The organism is Altibacter sp. HG106 (assembly GCF_028561755.1).
GTDB lineage: Bacteria > Bacteroidota > Bacteroidia > Flavobacteriales > Flavobacteriaceae > DFVG01.
In genome coordinates this window covers 578,258-603,158 of sequence record NZ_JAQQTD010000001.1, presented here as the reverse complement: position 1 = coordinate 603,158, position 24,901 = coordinate 578,258, and the positions used below count along the sequence as shown (strand labels likewise).

Sequence of the window (24,901 nt, the reverse complement as noted above, 5' to 3'; positions counted from 1 at the left end):
GTAGGGAACATAGAACCACTGGTTGGGCCCATGGTCTGCGTTACGGTTACCGTTCCTCCATCAGGATCGATGGCAACTGCATCTGCAAAGTTTACTACTGCGTTACACACACCCGGATCGGTGTCGGCCATCACGTCAGAAGGACATGAAATAACAGGAGGCATTCCCATAGCAGCCATAAACGTTTGTCCGGCATTGATGTCTCCGGGAGATTCCGCGGCAGGAGCGTTCCATGTAAAGTCAGAATACATATTTCCTGTACCCGTTAATTGAAGCGACTGGCCCGCAGCAGGTGCAGGGTCTTCAGACACTCCAATGTCGGTACTGTTCATTCCGTTAGCCGGCCCGTCGGTTGCTGTAAAAGAACCTTCATAGCTAAGAAACTGAACCACAGTACCGCCATCAACTAGCGCAAGACCGTCAGGGGCTCCGTTCTGGATTCCAGAAATAAGGAAAGAAACAGCGCCAAAACCACTTCCGCCTTCATCATCAATAGTTCCAGAAAGGCCGGTAGTGTTGTAGCTCGTACCACCACTTCCATTGTAAAGTACAATAGAATAGGTAGAAAGATCAGTTCCAGCAGGTCCGGCGACTTCTACAAATTCGCCGACATCCGTACTAGCGTTGTCGTAATGCAATTCATTAATGAACACCGATTGTGCGTGACACACAAAAGCAGCAAACATTAATAAAATAGAAAAAGTAATTTTTTTCATAAATGTTTAATAAATTAAATAAAGGGATTCGTTAAAATTCCCTCAAAAATATGGCTTTAACGAGCGTTGGCGTAAGGATAAGTATTAAAGTTTTGTAAAAATTTATAAAACGAATACGAAATAAAAAAGCCGCTCGTTTGAGCGGCTTCAAAGTCAGTATGTTACTACTATTTTATCATCTCATAACTGCGCTTGATAAATTCGGTTAATGCTTCCCCTTTGAGCAGATTTCTACTCAACTTGGCCAAATCTAAGGCTTGATTCACCAGTCGTTCTTTCTTCTTTTTCGTCTTCGTTGTCAAGATTTGTTGGACCAGATCGTGATTGGTATTCACGATCAAGGTATACATTTCGGGCATATTTCCCATTCCAAACATACCGCCACCGCCAGTTTGCTGCATCTCCTTCATGCGGCGCATAAATTCGGGTTCGGTGATGGTAAAGGGTTGCCCATCGCTGTCCATAGCTTCCAGTTGTACGGTGAATTTTTCTTCCGCAATAAGTTCCTTCAGCGTGGTTTGAAGGGTTTCTTTTTCTTCTTCGGAAAGCTTTGACAGTGTTTCTTCCTCTTTTTTAATTAAACTGTCCATCGGTCCGCTATCCACCCTCGTAAAGGAGATGTTTTCTTTACTGGTTTCTAACTTCTGAAGTAGATGCGATACGATGGGAGAATCGAGTAAGAGCACCTCATACCCTTTACTTTTCGCTGTTTCAATATAACTGTGCTGTTCTTCTTTATTGGAAGCATACAATAGTACTAATTTGTCATCTTTGTCGGTATGAGCAGCTTTCAGTTTTTCTTCCAGCTCTTCAAAGGTATAATACGAACCGTCAACGGTTGGGTATAGTGCAAAGTCTTGGGCTTTGTCGAAGAATTTATCTTCCGTAAGCATTCCGTATTCAATAACCACTTTAATATCGTCCCACTTTGCTTGGAAATCCTCGCGATTATCGGCAAAGAGACTTTTGAGTTTGTCGGCTACCTTTCTGGTGATGTAACTCGATATTTTCTTCACGGCACCGTCGGCCTGAAGATAGCTACGCGACACATTAAGTGGAATGTCTGGGCTGTCTATCACCCCGCGAAGCATGGTAAGAAACTCGGGTACGATCCCTTCGACGTTGTCGGTAACGAATACCTGATTTTGATACAACTGAATTTTGTCCTTCTGAACGTTCACATCCTGTGTCATTTTCGGAAAGTACAAGATTCCAGTAAGGTTGAACGGATAATCAACATTTAAGTGGATGTGAAATAAAGGCTCCTCAAATTGCATCGGGTAGAGCTCTTTATAAAAATTCTTATAATCGGTTTCTTCCAACTCTGTAGGTTGCTTGGTCCAGGCCGGAGTTGGATTGTTAATAATGTCATCCACTTCGCGCGTCGGAGCCGGATCTTCTTCCTTCGCGTCTTCCGGTTTTGGCAAGGTTTCGGTCTTGGTTCCGAATTTAATCGGAATCGGCATAAATTTGTTATACTTCGTCAGTAGTTCACGAATGCGCGATGCTTCCAGAAACGCGGTCTCATCTTCTGCAATGTGCAAAATGATTTCGGTGCCTCGTTCAGTTTTATCACTTTCCTCTAGCGAATACTTTGGCGATCCATCACACACCCAATGGGCGGCAGGCTCATCCTTATAACTTTTGGTGATAATTTCTACTTTGCTGGCCACCATAAAAGCTGAGTAAAACCCGAGACCAAAATGACCAATGATTCCGGCATCCTCTCCCTGCTTATCCTTATATTTTTCAATGAATTCTTCGGCTCCTGAAAAGGCAATTTCATTGATGTATTTTTCCACTTCTTCCGCTGTCATACCAATTCCTTGGTCAATTACGTGAAGGGTCTTATTATCCTTATCGATTTTTACCTCAATGGTGGGATTTCCATATTCCACCGAAGCCTCTCCAATATTGGTTAAATGCTTTAATTTGAGAGTGGCATCTGTTGCGTTACTGATTAACTCTCGTAAGAATATTTCGTGATCACTGTATAAAAACTTTTTGATCAACGGAAAAATGTTCTCCACCGATACGTTTATCGTTCCTTTGCTCATAATATATTGTAAAGTTTATGTTCTGCTCGCAGTAGTTCAAATAAAATACCATTTCCAGAATGGCTGACAGCTTGTCAGAATCTCTAGCTCGTAACTTTAACACAAGTTTTGTTTAATAAAGTAAAACATAGATTAAACAATCATTATCTTTGTTTATCAAAAATTTACAATCATGAGCGCAACCACTTCCACAAAAAAGAAAGCGAAAAAATTAACCGAGAAGCAATGGTTCGATGCGTATATGACGCATCTTTTAGAGACCGAGAACACGCCTACCAGTGTGTACAAATTTGCTAAAGAGCAACAGTCTGATGAGTCCAACTTCTACCAGTACTTTGGTTCTTTTGAAGGACTTCGGGAGGCTATTTGGAATACATTTTTTGAAGAATCCATGCGACTGGCTGAAAAACAGCCTGAATACGAGAACTTCAACAACCAAGAAAAGATGCTCACCTTCTTTTATACCTTCTTTGAGTTGTTGACCGCTAATCGTAGTTATGTGTTGATGACACTTCCGAAGCGCGGCGACCTTATGGAATACAGAGTACAACTAAAAGGATTGCGACAGCGGGTGAAGGATTTTGCCGGAACGCTAATAGCGGAAGACAACGAACAAAAAAACCTGAAGTTTTTGAATCAACCCGTGTCCGTATTTTCAGAAGGAGCCTGGTTGCAGACACTGTTTTTGCTGAAGTACTGGTTGTCTGATAGCTCTCCTGAATTTGAAAAAACTGATATGGCCATAGAGAAGTCGGTACGTGCTGTATTTGATGTTTTTCAAACCACACCTCTGGAAAGTGTTGTGGACTTTGGAAAATTTTTATGGAAAAATAACCTGCGCTAATGAAGTCAATTGATTCCATTCCTACCGGAAAAATATCCCGAGCGAGTAAACTGGTAAAAACCGGCGTGAAAGTAGGGGGCAATTATCTTAAATATTATGGCGAAAAATTGGTGAATCCTGAAGTTACTAAAGATCGCCTTAATGAAAACAACGCGGCGGATATTTACGACGGACTAAAAAGTTTGAGAGGGAGCGCGTTGAAAGTGGCGCAGATGCTAAGCATGGAAAAGAACATAATGCCAAAGCAGTATGTCGAAAAGTTCTCATTGGCACAATTTAGTGTACCTCCGCTCTCGGCACCTTTGGTGCGGAAGACCTTCCTAAAATATTTTGGTCAAGCTCCCGAAGACCTCTTCGATACCTTTGAAAAAGAATCGGTGGCAGCCGCAAGTATCGGTCAGGTGCACCGAGCCACTAAAGACGGAAAGAAGTTGGCGGTTAAGATTCAATATCCCGGTGTGGCCAACAGCATCAGCAGCGATCTGGCCCTGGTAAAACCCGTGGCGATCAAGATGTTTAACCTTCAGGGAAAGGATTCTGAAAAATATTTTAAAGAAATTGAGGGAAAGCTCCTGGAAGAAACCAATTACGAATTAGAACTTCAGCAAAGCACGTATATTACTGAAGCCTGCGCGAACATACCTCATATTCGATTTCCAAAATACTACGAAGCATATTCAAACGATCGTATCCTTACGATGGATTGGATGCAGGGAGTGCACCTCTCACAGTTTGTTCGAGAGAATGAAGACATACAGGCGGCGAATCAAGTAGGGCAGGCGCTTTGGAATTTTTACATGTTTCAGATGCACGAATTAAAGCAAGTACATGCCGATCCGCATCCAGGAAACTTTCTGGTGAATTCAGATCACGAATTGATCGCGATCGACTTTGGTTGTGTCAAACAAGTACCCGACGAATTTTACACGCCGTATTTCGAGCTGGCTGACCCAGAAAACATCAACGATCCGAGCATCTTTCGAGAGAAGATGTTCGCCTTGGAAATATTAAAACCGTCAGATAGCGCCGAAGAACAAGCGTACTTTACCGAGTTGTTTCATGAAATGCTTTCCCTTTTTACCCAGCCTTTTCACAACGACACGTTCGATTTTTCGGATTCGGTCTTCTTCGGAAAGATTGCCGCGCTTAGCGACAAATATTCGAAAGATACTACCTTACGCAAGATGAATGGAAATAGAGGGTCGAAACACTTTTTATATATCAATAGAACGTTCTTCGGGCTCTATAATCTGCTCAACGATCTGGGTGCTCACATCAACATAAAAGAATATAAAAATTATGTTTAACTATTTTGTCAATTTATTAAACATTTTGTATATTAGCTGTAGTAATAGTTTAAATATAATTGCTGTGAAAAAGTAGTTATCTATTATTTTATTGGTTAGGTTGTTTTAGAAAGGGATTGTCAAACGACAATCCCTTTCTCATTAGCCATATTTTAGAAGCAACTATTTATTCTTCATAGGTGTGGTCGTCTTTAGCTCCGAACCATTACTGTTCCCCTTCACATACCTCTCGAGCCATCGGTCTTGTTCCCACAACAGGTGCAATATACTCTCCTTCGCGCGGTATCCATGACTTTCTTTGGGTAACATCACAAGGCGGGCAGTGGCCCCCAGTCCTTTTAACGCGTTAAAATAACGCTCACTCTGAAGCGGGTAGGTACCCGAATTATTATCGGCTTCTCCGTGGACTAACAACAACGGCGTTTTCATCTTATCGGCATGCATGAACGGTGACATGCGATAGTAGGTTTCCGGAGAATCCCAATAACTGCGTTCCTCACTTTGAAATCCGAAAGGGGTCAAGGTTCGATTGTAAGCACCACTACGCGCAATTCCGGCAGCAAACAGGTCACTATGACTTAACAAATTAGCCACCATAAATGCTCCATAGCTGTGTCCGCCTACTCCCACGCGATTTCGGTCAATATATCCTAACGCATCCACAGCATCAATGGCCGCTTTAGCATTCGCTACCAATTGGGTGCGGAAGGTATCGTTGGGTTCTTCATCTCCTTCTCCAACGATCGGGAAAGCAGCATCATCTAAGACGACATACCCGCGGGTAACCCAGTAAATTGGACTCCCATAATAGGGGTAAATAAACTCATTCGGATTGGTAGTATTCTGCGAAGCACTGCTCTTATCCTTAAACTCTCTGGGGTACGCCCATAAGATCATAGGTTTTTTCTCCTTTTTAGCGGTATCATAGCCTACCGGCAGGTAGAGCGTTCCTTCCAATTCTAATCCGTCTTCTCGGGTGTAGGTAATTACTTGCTTCTGAACATTTTGAAGACTCTTAAACGGGTTTTCAAAGGACGTTACCGGTGTGAGCGCATTTTTTCTTTTTATATTTCTGAAGTAATAGTTGGGATATTCATTGGGCGACTCAATACGCACCAATACTTTTCCTTGCTTCATGTCGATCGCGTCGTATAGCGTTTCTTTCTTATCGGTATATGCTGAAGTATACAAACGGTTCTTTTTTTGATCGTTCAGATCTAAGGCGTCGATAAACGGAAACTGACCTTCCTCCGTATATCCATCACCCATCATGTAGGCCGTGCCATTATCTAACGCTAGCACCGATTCGTGATAGTCGTTTTTGGTCGTCACGAACTCCCCCGGATCGCTATAGCGATCTTGATAGTTGCGATCGGATAATACAACGGGTTCTTGAGATCCGTCTTGAGGATTGAAGAGATAGGTTTTGGTGTTTCTGTCGTTCCACCAGTAATCGTAGGCGATGGCATGTGTGGCGTCACCCCACACGATTCCCGAAAATCTATTGATGGTTCGTAATACCTGACGACCCTTGCCGGTAAATGGTGCTTCCACTTCATAAACCACATCGCGAAAAGGCACCTCCGTTTCCGGATCCCCTCCGTCAAGCGCCTCAGCCCAATACAAGGTGGCCGGTCGATCGTTTCTCCAACCCATATTGCGTTTGCCCATACGTGTCGCCATAAACCCTTTAGGGCGTACCTCGTCCAAAGGAACCGTATTTACGGCATGTATTTTTTCACCACTTGCGTTATACACTGTTTGCGTATAGGGAAAGCGATAGTAGGGTACGATATACGAAAAAGGACGTTCGGTAGCAGTTACGAGCACATAGGTTCCGTCGGGAGAAAAGGTAACGTTTCGGTACATCGCTTCGGGTAAAAACTGTGTGGCGCTGCCCGTTAATGTAAGTCGGATTAACTCTGAAACCGCCAATTGTTCAAAGTTGGCTTCATCATTTGGATTTTTCAGTAGATCTTGATACGTTCGGTTTTGTGCTTTAGATCCATCACTTACCGAAATGGTAGGGCCTTCCGGAACCGCTTCGGCAGTGTTTATAAGTTCTTTCCTGTTCTTCGGAAGCATTTTAACCAGAAGCGCGTTTCCATCTTCAAACCAATTAATAGGGTCTCCCATATTAGCGTTTACATATGAAGTTGAAAGTTTGCGGGCACTGGCAGTTGGGATGTCGAGCACCCAAACCTCAACGCCCTCTTCAGCAGTGTGCAAGAAAGCGATCTTCGACTGATCGGGCGACCAGTTAAAATAACTAAGTCGAGGGGTGTTGGGTAAGCCGGAAACTGACTTCGCCACTTGATCTGTAGCTTTTTTAACCTTGATATTACTGAAGTAATTGGTGCGACTTCCAATATTTGTCTTGGGGTTGATACGCAGCCCGGCCAGACGCATTTCAGTTTCCGAAAGTTCAGCGATACTTTTATACGGATCTCGATATAACAGCACCACGTTCACGCCCGCATCATCAATAATAACGCGGGGAGCCAACGGAGCGTCCACCAATTCTAGAATTTCATCAGGAGGAGTTTGATAGCCGGTTTTTTCTTGAGCGAAGAGGGGAGTAGCGGTCCAGAATAGGACAAACAATAGAGCATAGAATTTCATCTGAAAAATTTTCAAAAAAGGTAGTCAAAAATATAGGGGTATGCAATTCTTTGTATTATGCATGCATAACGTATGCTTTCAATTTCTTTCTACAACTAACAGTTATTAGTTACCTTGTCTCGCTTTCAAAATATTGACACATGTATCATTCTAAAATTAGCGGAGTAGGGCATTATGTGCCTGAAAACGTGGTGACGAACGACGATCTTTCTAAAGTAATGGATACGAACGATGCTTGGATCCAAGAGCGAACGGGAATTCAAGAACGCCGCCACATTAAAAAGGGAGATGGTAATTCAACCTCGATCATGGGAGTGAAGGCTTCCGAGATCGCTTTGGAGCGTGCTCGTTTGAAGCCAGATGCTATCGATATGATCGTATTCGCTACGTTGAGTCCGGATATGTATTTTCCCGGTGGAGGCGTGCAAGTTCAGGAAATGATGGGCATGCGCACCATACCTGCGCTAGATGTTAGAAATCAATGTAGCGGCTTTGTCTATGCGTTATCGGTGGCCGATCAGTTTATCAAGACAGGAATGTACAAGCATATTTTGGTCATTGGGAGTGAAAACCACAGCGGCGGACTCGATTTTACTACGCGAGGACGTGGGGTTTCCGTCATTTTTGGAGATGGTGCCGGAGCGGTGGTCCTTTCTCGTTCAGACAAAGAGGGAAAAGGGATTTTGAGCACCCATTTACACAGTGAAGGAAAGCACAAAGACGAATTAGCCCTACAAGGCCCAAGTACCGAACACTGGGTACCCGAAATCATCGAAGAAAATCCTCAGGAGAACATTCCGTACTATCCCTACATGAACGGGCAATTTGTTTTTAAGCACGCGGTGGTGCGCTTTTCAGAAGTGATTATGGAAGGCCTAACGGCCAATAACCTACAGGTAGACGATATCGATCTGCTTATTCCGCATCAGGCCAATCTTCGTATCTCGCAATTCATTCAGCAGAAATTTAAACTCACGGATGATAAGGTATATAATAATATCCAACGGTATGGAAATACAACCGCAGCATCCATCCCAATAGCCCTGTCGGAAGCCTGGGCAGAAGGAAAGCTACAAGAGGGCGATCTTTTGGTATTGGCTGCCTTTGGCAGTGGATTTACCTGGGGAAGCGCCATGATACGATGGTAAAACACATAAAGGCCGGCAAAACCGACCTTTACTTCACGAATTGCTAAAACTCCCCAGTTGTAGCAACTCCTTATTAACAACAACCTAATTGATGGGCGCTGATAGAATTTCCCACTCAGGGAAGTCGCCACCATTATCCTCACCAACACCTCCGAAAATGATGTACATATTTCCGTTAAAAATACACATCCCATGAATGGTGAAGAACTCGGTACCCGACGTTAAATTGGTAGGGATTTCTTCGTATGTGCCCGTATTTGTGTCATACACACCAATAAAATAATCGTTTCCAACAATTACTCCACTACCATCGCGAACGTCGATTTGACCCGCTACATAAATCAAGTTTTCAAATTTATCTACAAAAGTGTAATGGGCGCCGGTCGTCATGGTTTCCGTCGTTAGACTTCCGGAAGCAAAATCTTGGATATAGAGGGTGTTTAAAGCCGTTTCACCAAATTGATCTACGGTTCCCCCAAAAATATATAGCTTGTCATTTACGATAGAGGCTCTCGCTCCATAACGATTCTCTGGGAGGGTTGCCACTTCCGCAGTGGTTTGTGTGGTAAGATCATAGCCAAACACCTTATTCCCGTTGACAGGAGGGTTGTTAAGATCTCCACCAATAATATAAGCAACATCCCCTTGTACCGCCATCCCGTGCCGCGTAATTTGTAATCCGTGAGCGTTGGTGGTAGGATCACCACTGAGATCTAATGGATAGGTGTTTACATTTTGTCCGCCAATTACTACGAGTTCATTATCAATAATGTGTAATTGTTTGGAAACAAAATCTGCATTGAAATACAAATTGTCTTCGGTCGTGCCTTCGTCTAGATTGAACTTGATGATCCGTTCGGGAGAAGCCGTTCCATCATTCAACCCATCTTCTCGTGTCACAAAGAATAGACTGTTGTCACTGTAGGAACCAATCATTCCCGGAGCGAAACCTCGAATACCGCCAGATTCAAACGTCAATGACGAACTAAAGGTCAAACCTCCTGTGGGTGGGGCCGCATAGTCTTCACTTGTTTTCTCACCCATGGTAATTTGCAGCATACCTTCAGCAGCACGCACGGGATAGGCGATCGTTCCCGTGATTGTATTCTCATCGATTACCGTGAACGTAAAATTCCCGTCAATACTGTTAAGCTGGTCGCTGCTTTCAGGCTCAAAAATAAAGGGATATTGCACGGGTGCTATGTAGTAATCGTTAGCCACATCTTGAGCGCTTGTTCCATCAGGATTGATGGCAAAACCCGGGCGCCACTCCAAGGTACCTCCAATATCATTACTGATAAAGATAAATTCGTCGTCCACAATATTGAAATTATCACTTACATCAATAGTGCCTCCCGAATTAGTGAGTTGCGCACTTGTTATGCGCCATGTCCTTGAGCTGCCTCCTGTAATAGCGGTTGTAGTAGCTTGCTGTGCTGCTTCGATTTCAGAAGACATGCCATCATCATCTACCGTTCCCATGTCATCATTAGGGTCGGGTATTCCATCATTGTCATCCGAACTACAACTAAGCGCAGCAAATACTATCGAAAATAGGCATACAGTAAAAAAAATATAGTGGTGTTTTTTCATCATTGAAATTGATTGGGTTATGGGTTCAAATGTAGCGGTAGATAAAGACGCACAAAATACCCAATACCGGGTATCTTCAAAGAGAAAAACCCCTCATGAGAGGGGTTTCTTAACCTAAAAAGTGGTTCATTTTGTAGAATGGCTAATTCAAATAAATCATAAAGAACTTTTAGGTTCTATTATATAGACTAAAAAATGTGCCAAATGTTGCATGGAGGTGGTGTATTTAACGTTATAATAACATTTTGAACGTCACCTACTTAGAAAATTCCGCCGCTGCCTGATTTTTCATTGTCGTCTCGCCGTTTTCTAGATTTTGCACGATACTTTCCACCTCCAAATCTATATGCCAGCGAAACGTTCACTGTATTGCTTTCCCAATTAAAAGCGCCAATTTGTGCGTAGGGACGATTTCCTTCAAAAGCAAATTGCATGGTGTCAAAAATATCGTTGTAGTTAATGCTAAACGTACCCTGTCCGTCCCACAAACTATATCGTGCCCCGATGTTGACAAAGTACATAGGGTCGATGTCAAATTGAAGGGTGCGATTCTTTCCGCGGTAAAAACCAAAGGCAGATAAGGTCAATTTTTCAGACACTTTAAAATTATTGATCATACGAGCATTGTAGGCCAGGTTGTCTACTTCTATGGTTTCTGAAACAATGTCTGCCACCGTTGGGTTGCTGCTGGGGCTGTCAACACGTTCTGAAATTCCTTTTTGGGTTTGTTGATACAGGTCGAAACTGAAATTGAAATTCCACCATTTTGCCGGACGGTAATTACTGGATATTTCAAAACCGTAAGCACTCGTGCTACTAAAGTTATCGTACGACAAGATCACTTTGTTCAAATCGGTTCTATCGATAAAAAGCGCTCTGTTGATCTCGTCTTCTATGCTTCGGAAAAAGACGCCCGCTGTAATACTCCCTTTCTTTAAGTTTCGGGTGTAATTGGTTTCAATAGAGTTGGTAAATTGCGGTAATAATTGTGTATTTCCGAAGGAAGATATCAAAGGCGTAGCCCACTCTCGAATTGGATTTACCTGGTTCAAGCCGGGACGATCGACACGCCGACTATAGCTCAGTTGATACTGGTTTTGTTCACTAGGGGTATAGGTGACAAAGGCCGAAGGATATACTTGTACATAGTTGTTGGTAAACGCCCGAATGCTGTTGGTATCTGCTTTTACTTCTACGCGTTCGACACGGGCACCAATTTGCACCGAAAATTTTTCCCACTCCTTTCCGTAGGTGGCGTAGGCCGAATAAATATCTCGGGCATATTCGAATTTGGTGTCTGGAGTGTCTACCAAATCTCCGTTGCTGTTGAATGTCTGTCCCGTAGAGCGATAGTCAATATCCGTCTGAAAGAGCCGCGCTTGAAGTCCCGCTTCCAGTTTTGCAGATGCACTCAACGGATTTACATAGTCGAGGTTTACGGTTAAGCGATCTCGTTCGGTAGCTACAAAGTCGGTGTAGTCATCAATAAACGAAGCACCGTTGAACTGGAAGTTGGCGAGTTCATCGCTCCCGAAGGTATTGTAATCGGCTTCCAACTCAATATTGTGCCCTTCTTTGGCAAACAACAATTTATAGTCGAAGTTGTACTGCGACGATTGATTGTCTGATTCATTATCGAATAGCTGTTGTAAATTCTGACTTGGCATCTCATAAAACAGAATATTGACATTGCCCAGCGTGCTTCCTTCGAAAAGATTTTGATTGGTAAAGAACGATAAGGTGTTTTTGTCGTTGAGGTAGAAATCGAGTCCGACTTTAAATAAATTCGACTGACTATCATCTAAAAAGTTGAAGAACTGTTCTGACGTATCTTCCGGGCGGCGTATGTTTCCGTAGTTCTCATTTTTGGAAGTGTTGTGTCCCCAGTTTCCGTAGAGATTGAATTTTCCGTTGCGGTAATTCATATCGATACTGCTGTTGAACTTTGGCTGATTTTCATAGGTAAGGGCCACGTTGGCGTTTCCGTTGAAACCTATATTGACATTTTTATGGAGAATGATATTGATGATACCGCTCATGCCTTCCGGATTGTATTTCGCAGAGGGATTGGTGATCAATTCGATCTGTTTGATGGAGGTTGAGGGAATCTGCTTCAGCAATTGGGCCACGGGAACATTGGTAAGTTTTCCGTCAACCATCACACGAACGTTCTGATTGCCTCGCATGGAAAGTTCGCCACTTTGTTGATCGACATTTACGGAAGGTAAGTTGTTCATGATATCTGAGGCTGTAGGCCCAGAAGTAGTAAGGTCTTTTCCTACCGTAATAACTTTGCGATCCAGTTTTTGTTCGATGGTGGTGCGTTCGGCGGTAACCACCACCTCGTCTAGGGCAGCCACATCTTCTTCCAACAGAATACGTCCCATTTCAAGAGTGCGCTGCCCGCGTTTGATCTCGATCTGGGTTTGGTAGGTTTTATAGCCAATATAAGTAATGGATACCTGGCTCTTTCCTTCCGGAATTTCTTTAATCTGAAAGTATCCTTCGTCATTGGTAACGCCGCCGGTTACTGTGTTGCCTTGTAGGTCTTTTACCACTACGGTAACGTAGGGAAGTGGTTGCGCTAAAATCTTATCGAAAACGGTTCCAGAAATGGTTCCGGGTCGATCGGGTTCGGTGAGGGCAAAGGTGAGGGTGCTCCATAAGCATAGGAGAAATAAAGATAACTGTTTCATTTTTTGATTGATTACTGATTGTTTTCTGATTGATGATGTAAAACAAGGTAACTTGTATAGCATAATTCCTGATGACAGAATTCCGCAGAAATAACCTCGCTCTAATTATGACGCCTGTAATCGAATTCTGTTACAGCAAAAGGAATGTTTTTTGCATAAAAAAACCCGAGGTCTAGAACCTCGGGCTATTTTCTTCACTGCTATTATTAACACTAACCATCAACGTAAAAATTTTCACAGCGAAGAAAGTTAGAAATATCTCTATTCTATAGACGGAATTCCATAGGGATTGTTACACCGTGCTGAAACTTTAACATACTTTTAATGAAAGGCAGTTTTTGAATCCTCTAATTTCGATTGCCATGAAAAAGACCTTAGTACTTGGGGCGAGCTTAAAGCCCTCACGATATTCACATTTGGCTATCAATCGATTGGTGGCGAAAAATGTCCCAACGGTAGCCATTGGTTTGAGAGCGGGCGTGGTGGCCGGCGTTGATATCGAAACCGAATCTGTTCCTTTTGAAGACGTACATACAGTAACCTTGTATCTAAACCCAAAGCGGCAAGAACCTTATTACGACTATATTCTCTCGCTGAAACCGGAACGGGTGCTCTTCAACCCCGGTACCGAAAACCCCGAGTTCTTCGAAATACTTCGGAAGGAAGAGATCGAGGTTGAGGTGGCGTGTACCTTAGTGCTGTTGGGTTCGAATCAGTACTAAACCTAGTAAGGTCAATGCCCCGTTCAGAATTAAGATAAAGAAGCCCCAATCAAAACTGAGATACGCGGTGCAAACATAACTAATAATGCCTCCTAAAATAGGGGCTAGTATAGCCACAATTGGTACGTACTTATCTTTTACCTGTTGTTTGGAAAACAATCCAAAAGCATAAAGTCCTAACAAAGGTCCGTAAGTGTATCCTGCAAAGGTGAAAACCTTGGCAATTACGGAAGCATCACCAATTACATAGTTGAAGAAAATGATTACTGCCATTAACACCAGCGACATAACGATATGGATGCGCTTTCTAATTTTAATTTGTTCCTTAGGCGCATACTTCTTTTCAATTTCAAGGATGTCGATGCTGTAAGAGGTGGTCAGGGAGGTCAAGGCACTGTCGGCGCTACTGTAAGCGGCAGCAATTAAACCGAGCAGAAAGAAAATGGCGATGCCGGGGCCTAATCCAGAGTTCACGGCGATTGTTGGGAACAAGGTGTCGCGCTGTGCGTCAATTCCGTTCTGTTGTGCATAGACGGTGAGTAATAACCCCAAGGTGAGAAAAATAAAATTCACTACCGTAAGCACCAAGGTAAACCAAAACATGTTTTTCTGAGCGTCTTTGAGATTGCGACAAGTGAGGTTTTTCTGCATCATGTCTTGATCTAAGCCTGTCATTACAATAGCGATAAAAGCTCCACTCAAGAATTGTTTGACAAAATGATCACCGCTTTTCCAATCGTCAAAGAAAAACATTTGAGATAGATCACTTTCTGCAATAAAGGTGAACAATGACCCGGCATTGAGTCCCATTTCTTCGGAAACGAAGTAAATAGCCACCCCTACCGCCAGCAGCATAAATAGTGTTTGAAGTGTATCCGTCCATACAATTGTTTTGATCCCACTGCGGAAAGTGTAGAGCCAAATAAGCAAAATGGTGATGGACACGGTCACCCAGAAAGCTACTCCCATCGCGTCAAACACCAATTCTTGTAATACGATGGCAACCAGATACAATCTGAAACTAGCGCCTACAATGCGGGAGAGCAAGAAGAACGAAGCACCTGTTTTATAAGAATGATTGCCAAACCGACCTTGTAGATAGGTGTAAATGGAGGTAAGATTGAGTCGGTAATACAGTGGTAACAAAACCAATCCAATTACGGCATATCCTACCGTATACCCTAAGACCACTTGAAAGTAACTAAATTTAGAAGCTTCTACCCAACCCGGCACCGAAACAAACGTTACGCCACTTAAACTCGCGCCAATCATTCCGAAGGCTACCAAATACCAGGGCGATTGTCTTCCGGCTTTAAAGAACTCATCATTGCTTCCCGTCTTATTGGTAAAATGAGAGATGAGCAAAAGCACACCAAAATAGGCAGCAATAAGAATAAGGATATGGATGGGTTGCATGGATTGTTGAATTTCCTCAAAAATACAAACTTTAACAACCTATAAATCGGTTTTTATTTATTTTTGAAACTCTTAAAAAATTGTTAACCACAAGCCTACAGATATGAAAATTAAAGTACTAGCAACCGTAATGCTGTTATCGATTGGTTTTTCTGCTTCCGCACAGGAATACCTAGAAATGATAGAATCGGGAGAATACAGGGTCACCGAAATTATTGACGCGGCAGAAGCCTATTTCGCTGATAAGGATAAAGGACGTGGGTCTGGATACAAACAATTTAAACGATGGGAATATATGGCGCTGCGCTTGCAGAATGAAGAGGGTTACCTTCCTACCGTTGCCGAGCGTTGGGCCGAATGGCAACGCTACAATGCCTACCTCAATGAAACAGAAAGCGAGCTGAGACTGAACGATAATTGGTCAGATCTGGGGCCGGTCGATTGGAACGCTACCACCTCCTGGAATCCGGGAGTAGGGCGTGTTACAGGGGTAGCCATAGATGAAACGAACAGCGATCACATGATCATCGGCGCCAATACCGGCGGCGTATGGCGCACAATCGATGGCGGTGCTACCTGGACGCCCCTCAATGATAATTTTACCAATATGTATGTGTATTCGGTAACTATTGATCCGCAGGATAGCGATACGTACTATTTTGGCTCTTCCAGTGGCATCATTTTCAAATCAACTGATGCGGGTGCTACTTGGACCTTACTGGCCGATTTGAGTAATTCACTTATCAATCAAGTGAAAATTCATCCTACCAATTCGGATATCATTTTTGCGTCCAGTCAGAATGCCGGTATCTATCGTTCAACCGATGGTGGTGTGACCTGGAATCAAGTGATTTCAGGCAATGGCTATGATGTTGAGTTCAAACCGGGTGATCCTTCGGTGGTGTATGCCGGTTCGCAGAGTGTGCATAAATCAACCGACGGGGGAGCCACATTTGTTGCCCTTTCAGGATTTGACAGCGGTGCGAAAATGTTGGCCGTTTCCCCTAATGATCCGAGCGTAGTCTATGTGTTGGATGCCAACAATAATACCTTTGGAGGATTGTATTACTCTTCCGACGAAGGAACAACCTTTGTAGAACGAAATCACGGGACGCTGAATTTCTTCGGGTATAGCACTACCGGAAATGACAATAGTGGTCAGGCGCCACGTGATATGGATATTGCCGTAAACCCACAAGATGTGGATGAGGTACATATTGCCGGGGTCTTAACATGGCGGTCTCTAGACGCGGGAGTCACTATGGAATGTACTTCCGATTGGATCCCCGATCAAGCTTTTGCAGCTGGACGCGGCTATTGCCATGCCGATGTGGATATTTTAGTATTCGCTGGTACGACGCTTTATGCCGGTACCGATGGTGGAATTTTTAAAGCTGAAAATACCACCAATCTTACGGCTGATTATTTCGAAGATTTGACTACAGGTGTAGGTATCCGTCAATTTTATAAAATTGGAGTATCACAAACGGCCGATGTGGTGGTGAACGGAGGTTCACAGGACAACGGTTCTTCATTCTATTCGCAATCGGAAGGCTGGAAAGATTGGTTAGGCGCCGATGGGATGGAGAATTTTGTGGATAAAGATGACACAGACGTGATGTACGGGATGATTCAGAACGGTAGAATGTACCGAACCGATAATGGCGCCGCCAGTATCATCAACCTGAACGAGCCGGGAGCCGGCTTCGGAAATTGGGTGACGCCCTTCGAACAAGACCCAGCGGTTTCCAATACCATTTATCTCGGATATTCGAATGTCTACAAATCAACAAATAAAGGAAGTAGTTGGACGTCAATTTCTCAAAACTTTGGTACGAATCTAGACCAGATGAAGATTGCTCCTTCCAACAATCAGGTGATGTATGCGTCTCACGGGCCTTTTTTATACAGAACCGGCGATGGTGGCGCCACCAATTGGACACAGCAAACGCTTCCGGGAGGTAACATTAACTCCATTGCTGTTCATCCCACGAATCCTGACAAGATAGCGGTAGCAACCACATCATCATTACAAGTATTGGTTTCTGAAGACGGCGGGGCCACCTGGTCTACACTAAACAGTGCATTACCTAGCTTTAGTGCTCTGGCGGTAGCCTGGGATACCAATGCGCATAATGGCCTGTATCTCGGAATGGATTACGGTATCTACTACATTGATGACCGCATTTCAGATTGGGTGCCTTTTAATAATGGAATCCCCAATGTGATTGTCAACGAGCTGGAGATTAATCACGTAGATGGAAATATCTATGCGGGTACGTATGGACGCGGACTCTGGGCATCGCCAAAATTTGATGGAAACTTATCAATAGCCGATTTCGATGCTGCCAATAGCTTCCAAATCTTTCCAAACCCCTCTTCAGATCGCTTGAACATAGCTATGGAGAATCAAAACGCTGTGGATATTAGAATGTTCGATACGCTTGGAAAACTAGTCGTGTATCAGCGTGATGTGGATATTTCTGGGACGCACACCATCGCTGTAGATCAGTTGCGGGCAGGTATTTATTTTGTTCGTGTAAGTACTTCGGAAGGGACGCTCACTCAAAAATTTATTAAGCAGTAAATAGCTGCTAATACCGCTATAAATGCTTCAGAAGTTGTCTTAATTTCTGAAGCATTTTTTTTACCTTGCGTGACGCTTACGTATGGAATTCTCTTCAAAACTCCTCGAAAATGCTGTCGATGCCATGTCGCAACTTCCCGGTATCGGTAAGCGAACTGCCTTGCGGTTAGTGTTGCATTTACTAAAGCAACCTGAAGCCAAGACGGAATTGCTAACGCGACGACTTCAGGAGATGCGGGCGAATATTAATTTTTGTTCCAATTGTCACAATATTTCAGACCAGACGCTTTGCGAGATTTGCGCGAATCCAAATCGTGATAAACAGCTCATTTGTGTGGTGGAAGACATACGTGATGTCATGGCAATCGAAAATACAAGTCAGTATCGCGGTCATTATCATGTGTTAGGAGGGAAGATTTCTCCCATGGAAGGAATAGGGCCGGGCGATCTCACTATTTCTTCACTCGTAGAAAAAGTGAAAGAGGGTGAGGTCACCGAATTAATTTTTGCACTGAGTTCTACCATGGAAGGCGACACTACCAATTTTTATATCTTCAAGCAGCTATCGGGAATGGATATTACCACTACCACGATCGCTCGTGGTATATCGGTGGGTGACGAATTGGAATATGCCGATGAGGTGACCTTGGGGCGTAGTATTTTACACCGGATTCCGTTTGAGACCTCCTTAAAAAATAACTAGCCTGTGAAGCTGTCGGTCGTCATTCTCAACTACAATGTGCGGTATTTCTTAGAGCAATGCTTGCGTAGTGTAGAACGTGCGATCTACGGCCTAGATGCCGAAATCATTGTGGTCGATAATAATTCATCGGATGACAGTTGTGAGATGGTACAGCGCGTCTTTCCGGAGGTAGTGCTGCTACAAAACAAAGAGAACATCGGCTTTAGCAAGGCGAACAATCAAGCAGTGAAAGTAGCGAAGGGTCAGTATCTCTGTATTTTGAATCCTGATACGGCGGTGGCCGAAGATACATTTGTACGCTGTCTGGATGCCGCCGAACAAACTGCCAACATCGGCATCATTGGTGTGCAGTATATGGATGGTACCGGCGCTTTTTTACCGGAATGCAAACGAAACGTCCCCACGCCTAAGTCGGCCTTAATGAAGTTACTCGGAAAAAACAGCAGTTACTATGCCACACAAATAGCGCCCGATGCCGTAGGGAACGTCACGGTACTGGCCGGAGCCTTTATGTTTATGAAACATTCGGTGTTTACGGAAGTGGGCGGCTTCGATCCCGACTATTTTATGTATGGTGAAGACATCGATCTAAGCTACAGGGTGGTAAAGGCCGGATATCAAAATTACTATCTAGGAACAACCACACTTCTGCATTATAAGGGGGAGAGCACGCAGAAGGATGAAGCCTATTACAATTCTTTCTATGGGGCCATGCGGCTATTTTACAAGAAAAACTACAATACCAATGTGCTATCACGGAGTGTCGTGAATACCGCTACCGCGCTCGCGAAGAAAATGAGTAAAAAACAACGGTCTGTGACTTCGCTCCCTGCACCACCTTCGGAAGCCATTCTGCTTACCGAAAACTTGTCGGTACTCAACCGACTCTCACAAGTGCTCGAGATTCCCTTACACGCTGCGTCGAAGACCATTTTTCAGGACATGGATCATGCTCAAAAATTGTTTGTATTCGATGCTAATTACATGTCGTATTCACAGATATTTTCAGTCATGAAACAACTCAAAGGACGCGGAAATCAATTTCGTATCCTTCCGAAGAAAAGCGACTTTATATTGGGCAGTGACCGAAGCGATGACCGTGGGGCGGTCACCGTTTTTTAAGAAATTTAAAACAGAAACCCCGCAATTTTAATTAATTTTGCAGCCGTAAACGAGAGAAAACGATTTCGTAATGGCAAAATTTGAATTAAAACTTCCTAAAATGGGGGAAAGTGTTGCAGAAGCAACCATCACTAGCTGGCTGAAAGAAGTGGGAGATACCATTGAGGCAGACGAGGCGGTATTGGAAATCGCTACAGATAAAGTTGATAGTGAAGTACCCAGTGAAGTAGACGGAACCCTGGTGGAAATCTTATTTCAACAGGATGACGTGGTTCAAGTAGGGGAAACCTTGGCCATTATAGAAACGGACGGAGACGTATCTACCGCATCGAGTGAAGAAGTTTCAGAGCCAAAACCAGCACCAGAAGTAGTTGACGCAGTGGCCGAGCGTGTAACCGAAGCCAAGGCACAAACCACGCCACAGATCTCAAATACGGAAGGACGATTCTATTCACCTTTGGTAAAGAATATGGCTAAGGAGGAAGGAATTTCCCAATCCGAGCTAGATACGATTCCGGGTACCGGAAAAGAGGGGCGTGTCACTAAAGACGATATGCGCGCTTATATTGATTCTCGAGGATCCCAATCCACAGCGGCTCCTGCTACGGTTGTGGAAGCTAAAACTCCAGAAACCAAACAAGCGGCTAAAACTGCGAAAGCGCCGGTGAGTGTAAATGGTGATGACGAGATTATTGAAATGACTCGCATGGGCAAGCTGATTGCGCATCACATGGTGGAAAGCACCCAAACCTCGGCGCACGTTCAAAGTTTTGTAGAATGCGACGTGACAAACATCTGGAACTGGCGTAATAAAGTAAAGAATGCGTACGCCAAGAGAGAAGGGGAGAAGCTAACCTTCACGCCCATTTTTATGGAAGCCGTTGCGAAAGCGTTGAAGGATTTCCCGATGATGAATATTTCGGTAGATGGCGATCGCATCATCAAAAAGAAAAATATAAATCTGGGGATGGCCGCTGCCTTACCCGATGGAAATTTGATCGTCCCTGTGATCAAGAAGGCCGATCAATTAAATTTAGTGGGCATGAGTAAAGCGGTAAACGATTTGGCTTCCCGTGCTCGCAACAATCAGTTAAAGCCCGATGAAATTCAAGGGGGAACCTATACGGTGACCAATGTAGGAACCTTTGGTAGCGTTATGGGAACTCCTATCATCAATCAGCCGCAAGTCGGAATTCTAGCCTTAGGAGCGATCCGGAAAGTTCCTGCAGTAATTGAAACCCCGGAAGGAGATTTTATTGGAATTCGCTATAAAATGTTCCTTTCTCATAGCTACGATCACCGTGTAGTCAACGGAGCTTTGGGAGGACAGTTTGTGAAAGCTGTAGCCGATTATCTGGAAGGTTGGGATAGCAACCGCGAAATTTAATCTTAGAGTCGTTCGTTTCGTACTGCTATTCTTATGACTTCGAAAGCATAGCTCATATCGTTTTACGCATGTTAGGGGAACTTGTGGCTATTTCCGTAGGTGCTACAATAGAACAATTAGTACCTTTGTCGTTCAAACACCACTATGGAACTAAACCTCAATAAACCGATTTGTTTTTTTGATCTGGAGACTACAGGGATCAACATCGCTAACGACCGAATCGTTGAAATATCCATCCTAAAAGTTTTTCCGAACGGAAATAAAGAAAGTCACACCTGGCGTGTCAATCCTACCATCCCCATTCCAAAAGCTACGAGCGATATTCATGGGATCACAGATGAGATGGTTGCCAACGAACCCACCTTCAAGGAACTAGCACCTAAGGTGCATGCGCTTATCAAAGACAGTGATCTGGGAGGCTTTAATAGTAACCGTTTTGATATTCCCTTGCTCGCGGAAGAGTTGCTGCGGGCGGAAATTGATATCGACCTGAAAAAGGCGAATTCGGTAGACGTGCAAACTATTTTTCATAAGAAGGAGAAGCGCACCCTGGAGGCTGCGTATCAATTTTATTGTAATAAAACCCTGGAAAATGCGCATTCGGCCGAAGCAGATACCAATGCGACCTACGAGGTACTCAAATCGCAATTAGATCGTTACACCGATCTGGAAAACGATATGAATGTTCTGGCAGAGTTTAGCGCCCACAAGAAATTTGCAGACTATGCCGGATATATCGGTTACGATAAGCAAGGACGGGAGATTTTTTCCTTCGGAAAACATAAGGGTACGCTGGTGGAAGAGGTACTTGAAAACGAACCGGGATACTTCGGGTGGTTGCTCAATGCAGATTTTCCACTGTATACTAAAAACGTTCTAACGCGTGTGAAGCTTCGGAAGCTGAATACGAAATTGTAAGCCCAATGAAAATTATTTGTGTTGGTCGCAACTATGCGGCGCATATAGAGGAGTTGGCCAACGAAAAGCCTACAGATCCGGTACTCTTTCTTAAACCGGATACCGCTATTCTACTGAAGAAGAACCCGTTCTTGATTCCGGATTTTTCATCGCAAGTGCATCACGAAGTAGAAGTGTTGGTGAAGATTAAAAAAATCGGGAAGCATATCGATCGAAAATTTGCACCTGGCTATTATGATGAAATCGGACTCGGAATCGACTTTACCGCGCGGGACCTTCAGCAGCAGCTCAAAGAAAAAGGATTGCCCTGGGAAAAAGCAAAGGCATTCGACGGGGCGGCGGTCGTAGGAAATTTTATTCCGAAGAAGGAGTTGGGGGACGTAGATAACATTCCCTTCCGCTTAGAAAAAAATGGCGAAATTGTTCAAGAGGCAACCACACAACTCATGTTGTGGAAGATCGATGAATTGATAGAATATGTATCAAAATATTTCACTTTAAAGATCGGAGATATTATCTTTACGGGTACTCCTGCCGGAGTGGGGGCAGTGGCGCCCAACGACGTGCTGGAGGGATTCCTAGAGAATCGCCCTATGTTTTCCATCAAAGTAAAATAAGCTATGAGTACCCATTATAATACAGAGCAACTAAAAGAAGTCGCCGGAGGCGATGAAGAGTTTATGGCTGTTGTGGCCCAGGCATTTTTGGAAGAGATCCCGCCTGATTTAGAAGCGTTGGAAGAGGCTATCTCTAACGATAATAGAGAATTAGCCTACCAATTCGCTCACAAAATGAAACCCAATATCGAGATGTTCGGTATTGCAGTACTTAAAGACATTACCACGATTGAGGCATGGACAAAAACTTCCAAGAACAGCGCTCACATTTCCGATGAGCTAGACAATGTGGTAACCACCTTGAAGCTTGTTTTCGAGGAACTCAAATCTGATTTCAACTTGTAGATGCAGGCAGAAATAATCACCATAGGTGACGAAATTCTAATCGGTCAAATTGTAGATACCAATTCAGCCTATATTAGTAAGGAGCTGAATAAAATTGGGATCAAGGTATTTCAAATTACCTCCATTCAAGATGATAGAGACCACATTCTTGGGGCATTAGCGGATGCCAACAAGCGTGTAGACCTTGTGATCGTGACAGGAGGGTTAGGGCCTACCAAAGACGATATCACCAAAGCAACCTTCTGTGAGTTTTTTGAGGATACACTGGTAGAAGACGCTGCAACGATCGATCATATTAAAGAAATTTTTGAAAAATACATCAAACGGAAACCACTTCCCAGCAATTTGCAACAGGCAATGGTGCCCAGCAAAGCGCTGGTCTTAAAGAATGACCACGGAACCGCTCCTGGAATGTGGTTCGATACGCGAGAGACCGTTTTTGTATCGCTGCCGGGGGTTCCCTATGAAATGAAAGCCTTGTTGCAACAAGAAGTATTTCCACGTGTGGTTAAACGTTTTAACAGACCGCACATTTATCACAAAACCTTACTCACTTACGGTCTGGGAGAAAGCGCCATTGCCGAACGCATCCATGCCTGGGAAGAAGCTTTGCCCGAAACCGTGAAATTGGCCTACCTTCCTTCCCTGGGGCGGGTACGCTTGCGGCTTTCGACTTCCGGCTTTGACGAACAGCAGATTCACCGAGACCTCGATACTCAAATGGAGCTATTGAGCGAATTGCTGGAAGACATTGCAGTAGGATTCGAAGAAGAGACCTCTATCCAAGAGCGCATTGCGGCTCTTTTGCAACAGCGAGGTCAATTTTTATCGTTGGCCGAAAGTTGTACGGGCGGGGCTATTGCACAGGAACTAACGTCCATTCCCGGATCTTCTCAATACTTTCGGGGAAGCGTGGTACCGTATGAAACCGAGAAGAAGATCAGTGTGTTGGGAGTGGATCGATCGTTGATTGAAACGCATAATGTGGTGAGTGCTCCGGTGGCAGAAGCGATGGCGACGCAGGCTAATGCACTTTTTGGATCGCACTTTGCCGTGGCGACTACGGGGATCGCCGGGCCTTCCAAGGGCGATGGTGATGATGAGGTAGGCACGGTCTTTATCGGAATTGCGAGTCCGAATGGCGTGATTTCTGAAAAGTTCAATTTTGGGAATTCGCGTGAACGGGTGATTCGAAAAACAGTGAATAAAGCCCTGGAATTGTTGCTGAAAGAAATATTAAAAAACTAATTTCAATAGTTGCTAAACAAAGAAAATTGTTTAAATTTGCACCCTGTTTTAAAATAACTGAAAAATAGGTAAAGAAATGTCAAGAGTTTGTGAGCTTACGGGTAAAAGAGCGATGGTAGGAAACAACGTTTCCCACGCGATGAACAAAACCAAGCGCAAGTTTAATGTAAACTTGGTAAAGAAGCGTTTTTACATTCCAGAGGAAGACCAGTGGTTAACCCTTCGTGTGTGTACTTCGGCGCTTAAGGATATCAATAAAAAAGGTATTTACGCTGTCGTGAAGGAAGCTCGCGAAAATGGCTTTCTTAACAAATAAGACGTAACGACAAAACCCACGAGTCATGGCAAAAAAAGGAAACAGAGTACAGGTAATCTTAGAATGTACCGAGCATAAGAACTCCGGAAAACCCGGCACGTCTCGTTACATCACCACTAAAAATAAAAAGAACACTCCAGACCGTATTGAGTTGAAAAAGTTCAACCCGATCTTGAACAAGATGACGGTTCACAAGGAGATAAAATAATTGAACTATGGCAAAGAAATCAGTAGCATCATTACAAACAGGCTCAAAACGATTAACAAAGGCCATTAAAATGGTTAAATCTCCTAAGACCGGAGCCTACACCTTCGTAGAGTCTATTATGGCTCCCGACGATGTAAACGATTGGTTAAACAAACAATAACGCGACTTAGGTAGCGTACTCTAAAAGCCACTTTTTTTCAAGAGTGGCTTTTTGTATTTTTGGGCGTTCCCCTTGCGGGAATCCACAAGGGTCAGGCTTTCGGCAGTCGCTGCACCAAGTGCGAGCTCCCACAATGCCTCAATCCTTAACGCAAACAACCTACATACAA

At 43.8% G+C, this 24,901-nt stretch carries 20 protein-coding genes and 1 pseudogene; 15 read left to right on the top strand and 6 right to left on the bottom strand.

Annotated features, from left to right (window positions below; translation table 11 throughout):
* Together PO830_RS02775 and htpG are read right to left on the bottom strand one after the other, a co-directional pair.
* Positions 1-716 (bottom strand): annotated as a pseudogene (locus PO830_RS02775) (hypothetical protein); the annotation flags it as partial.
* Positions 717-883: 167 nt separating this feature from the next.
* Positions 884-2,773: a molecular chaperone HtpG gene (gene htpG, locus PO830_RS02770; RefSeq protein WP_272852007.1), complete on the bottom strand. Its 1,890-nt coding sequence runs from the start codon at positions 2,771-2,773 to the stop codon at positions 884-886.
* A gap of 172 nt (positions 2,774-2,945) precedes the next feature.
* Here htpG and PO830_RS02765 point away from each other — a divergent pair, with 172 nt between their 5' ends.
* Together PO830_RS02765 and PO830_RS02760 are read left to right on the top strand one after the other, a co-directional pair.
* A complete protein-coding gene (locus tag PO830_RS02765) occupies positions 2,946-3,617 on the top strand; it encodes a TetR/AcrR family transcriptional regulator (RefSeq protein ID WP_272852006.1) in 672 nt (223 codons plus the stop codon).
* Entirely contained in the window at positions 3,617-4,924 is a 1,308-nt protein-coding gene (locus PO830_RS02760; RefSeq protein ID WP_272852005.1) for an ABC1 kinase family protein, read from the top strand. Before PO830_RS02765 ends, PO830_RS02760 begins: the two co-directional genes overlap by 1 nt.
* A 162-nt stretch (positions 4,925-5,086) precedes the next feature.
* On the opposite strand, the gene PO830_RS02755 is transcribed toward PO830_RS02760, so the two are convergent.
* Complete coding sequence (locus PO830_RS02755) at positions 5,087-7,546, bottom strand: alpha/beta hydrolase family protein (RefSeq protein WP_272852004.1); 2,460 nt, start codon at positions 7,544-7,546, stop codon at positions 5,087-5,089.
* Between the two features lie 140 nt (positions 7,547-7,686).
* Between PO830_RS02755 and PO830_RS02750 the strand changes: the two genes are divergently transcribed.
* Positions 7,687-8,694, top strand: a complete 1,008-nt coding sequence (locus tag PO830_RS02750) for a 3-oxoacyl-ACP synthase III family protein (RefSeq protein ID WP_272852003.1) — start codon at positions 7,687-7,689, stop codon at positions 8,692-8,694.
* Between the two features lie 84 nt (positions 8,695-8,778).
* Here PO830_RS02750 and PO830_RS02745 read toward each other — a convergent pair whose 3' ends face one another.
* Together PO830_RS02745 and PO830_RS02740 are read right to left on the bottom strand one after the other, a co-directional pair.
* On the bottom strand, positions 8,779-10,290 hold the full coding sequence (locus PO830_RS02745) for a Kelch repeat-containing protein (protein ID WP_272852002.1): 1,512 nt from the start codon (positions 10,288-10,290) through the stop codon (positions 8,779-8,781).
* Positions 10,291-10,547: 257 nt separating this feature from the next.
* The gene (locus PO830_RS02740) at positions 10,548-12,983 is read right to left on the bottom strand and encodes a TonB-dependent receptor domain-containing protein (RefSeq protein WP_272852001.1); all 2,436 of its coding nucleotides are present in this window, start codon (positions 12,981-12,983) and stop codon (positions 10,548-10,550) included.
* Between the two features lie 362 nt (positions 12,984-13,345).
* Between PO830_RS02740 and PO830_RS02735 the strand changes: the two genes are divergently transcribed.
* Entirely contained in the window at positions 13,346-13,705 is a 360-nt protein-coding gene (locus PO830_RS02735) for a CoA-binding protein (RefSeq protein WP_272852000.1), read from the top strand.
* On the opposite strand, the gene PO830_RS02730 is transcribed toward PO830_RS02735, so the two are convergent.
* Positions 13,676-15,121 carry a sodium:solute symporter gene (locus tag PO830_RS02730; RefSeq protein ID WP_272851999.1) on the bottom strand — a complete coding sequence of 482 codons (1,446 nt, stop codon included), beginning with the start codon at positions 15,119-15,121 and terminating at the stop codon, positions 13,676-13,678. The genes PO830_RS02735 and PO830_RS02730 overlap by 30 nt on opposite strands.
* 103 nt (positions 15,122-15,224) lie before the next feature.
* On the opposite strand from PO830_RS02730, the gene PO830_RS02725 reads away from it, so the two are divergent.
* From PO830_RS02725 to PO830_RS02675, 11 genes are all read left to right on the top strand, one after another.
* The gene (locus tag PO830_RS02725; RefSeq protein WP_272851998.1) at positions 15,225-17,708 is read left to right on the top strand and encodes a T9SS type A sorting domain-containing protein; all 2,484 of its coding nucleotides are present in this window, start codon (positions 15,225-15,227) and stop codon (positions 17,706-17,708) included.
* Positions 17,709-17,790: 82 nt separating this feature from the next.
* Positions 17,791-18,411, top strand: a complete 621-nt coding sequence (recR, locus tag PO830_RS02720; RefSeq protein ID WP_272851997.1) for a recombination mediator RecR — start codon at positions 17,791-17,793, stop codon at positions 18,409-18,411.
* Between the two features lie 3 nt (positions 18,412-18,414).
* Complete coding sequence (locus tag PO830_RS02715) at positions 18,415-19,533, top strand: glycosyltransferase family 2 protein (RefSeq protein WP_272851996.1); 1,119 nt, start codon at positions 18,415-18,417, stop codon at positions 19,531-19,533.
* Positions 19,534-19,603: 70 nt separating this feature from the next.
* On the top strand, positions 19,604-20,920 hold the full coding sequence (locus tag PO830_RS02710) for a dihydrolipoamide acetyltransferase family protein (RefSeq protein WP_272851995.1): 1,317 nt from the start codon (positions 19,604-19,606) through the stop codon (positions 20,918-20,920).
* A gap of 144 nt (positions 20,921-21,064) precedes the next feature.
* A complete protein-coding gene (locus PO830_RS02705) occupies positions 21,065-21,838 on the top strand; it encodes a 3'-5' exonuclease (protein ID WP_272851994.1) in 774 nt (257 codons plus the stop codon).
* A 5-nt stretch (positions 21,839-21,843) separates the two neighbouring features.
* Entirely contained in the window at positions 21,844-22,455 is a 612-nt protein-coding gene (locus tag PO830_RS02700) for a fumarylacetoacetate hydrolase family protein (RefSeq protein ID WP_272851993.1), read from the top strand.
* A 3-nt stretch (positions 22,456-22,458) separates the two neighbouring features.
* On the top strand, positions 22,459-22,800 hold the full coding sequence (locus PO830_RS02695) for an Hpt domain-containing protein (protein WP_272851992.1): 342 nt from the start codon (positions 22,459-22,461) through the stop codon (positions 22,798-22,800).
* The gene (locus PO830_RS02690) at positions 22,801-24,048 is read left to right on the top strand and encodes a competence/damage-inducible protein A (RefSeq protein WP_272851991.1); all 1,248 of its coding nucleotides are present in this window, start codon (positions 22,801-22,803) and stop codon (positions 24,046-24,048) included. It begins immediately after the preceding gene.
* Between the two features lie 76 nt (positions 24,049-24,124).
* Complete coding sequence (gene rpmB, locus PO830_RS02685) at positions 24,125-24,364, top strand: 50S ribosomal protein L28 (RefSeq protein WP_272851990.1); 240 nt, start codon at positions 24,125-24,127, stop codon at positions 24,362-24,364.
* A 25-nt stretch (positions 24,365-24,389) separates the two neighbouring features.
* Positions 24,390-24,572 carry a 50S ribosomal protein L33 gene (gene rpmG / locus PO830_RS02680; RefSeq protein WP_150544290.1) on the top strand — a complete coding sequence of 61 codons (183 nt, stop codon included), beginning with the start codon at positions 24,390-24,392 and terminating at the stop codon, positions 24,570-24,572.
* Between the two features lie 7 nt (positions 24,573-24,579).
* Complete coding sequence (locus tag PO830_RS02675) at positions 24,580-24,732, top strand: DUF4295 domain-containing protein (protein WP_272851989.1); 153 nt, start codon at positions 24,580-24,582, stop codon at positions 24,730-24,732.
* Positions 24,733-24,901 lie beyond the last annotated feature (169 nt).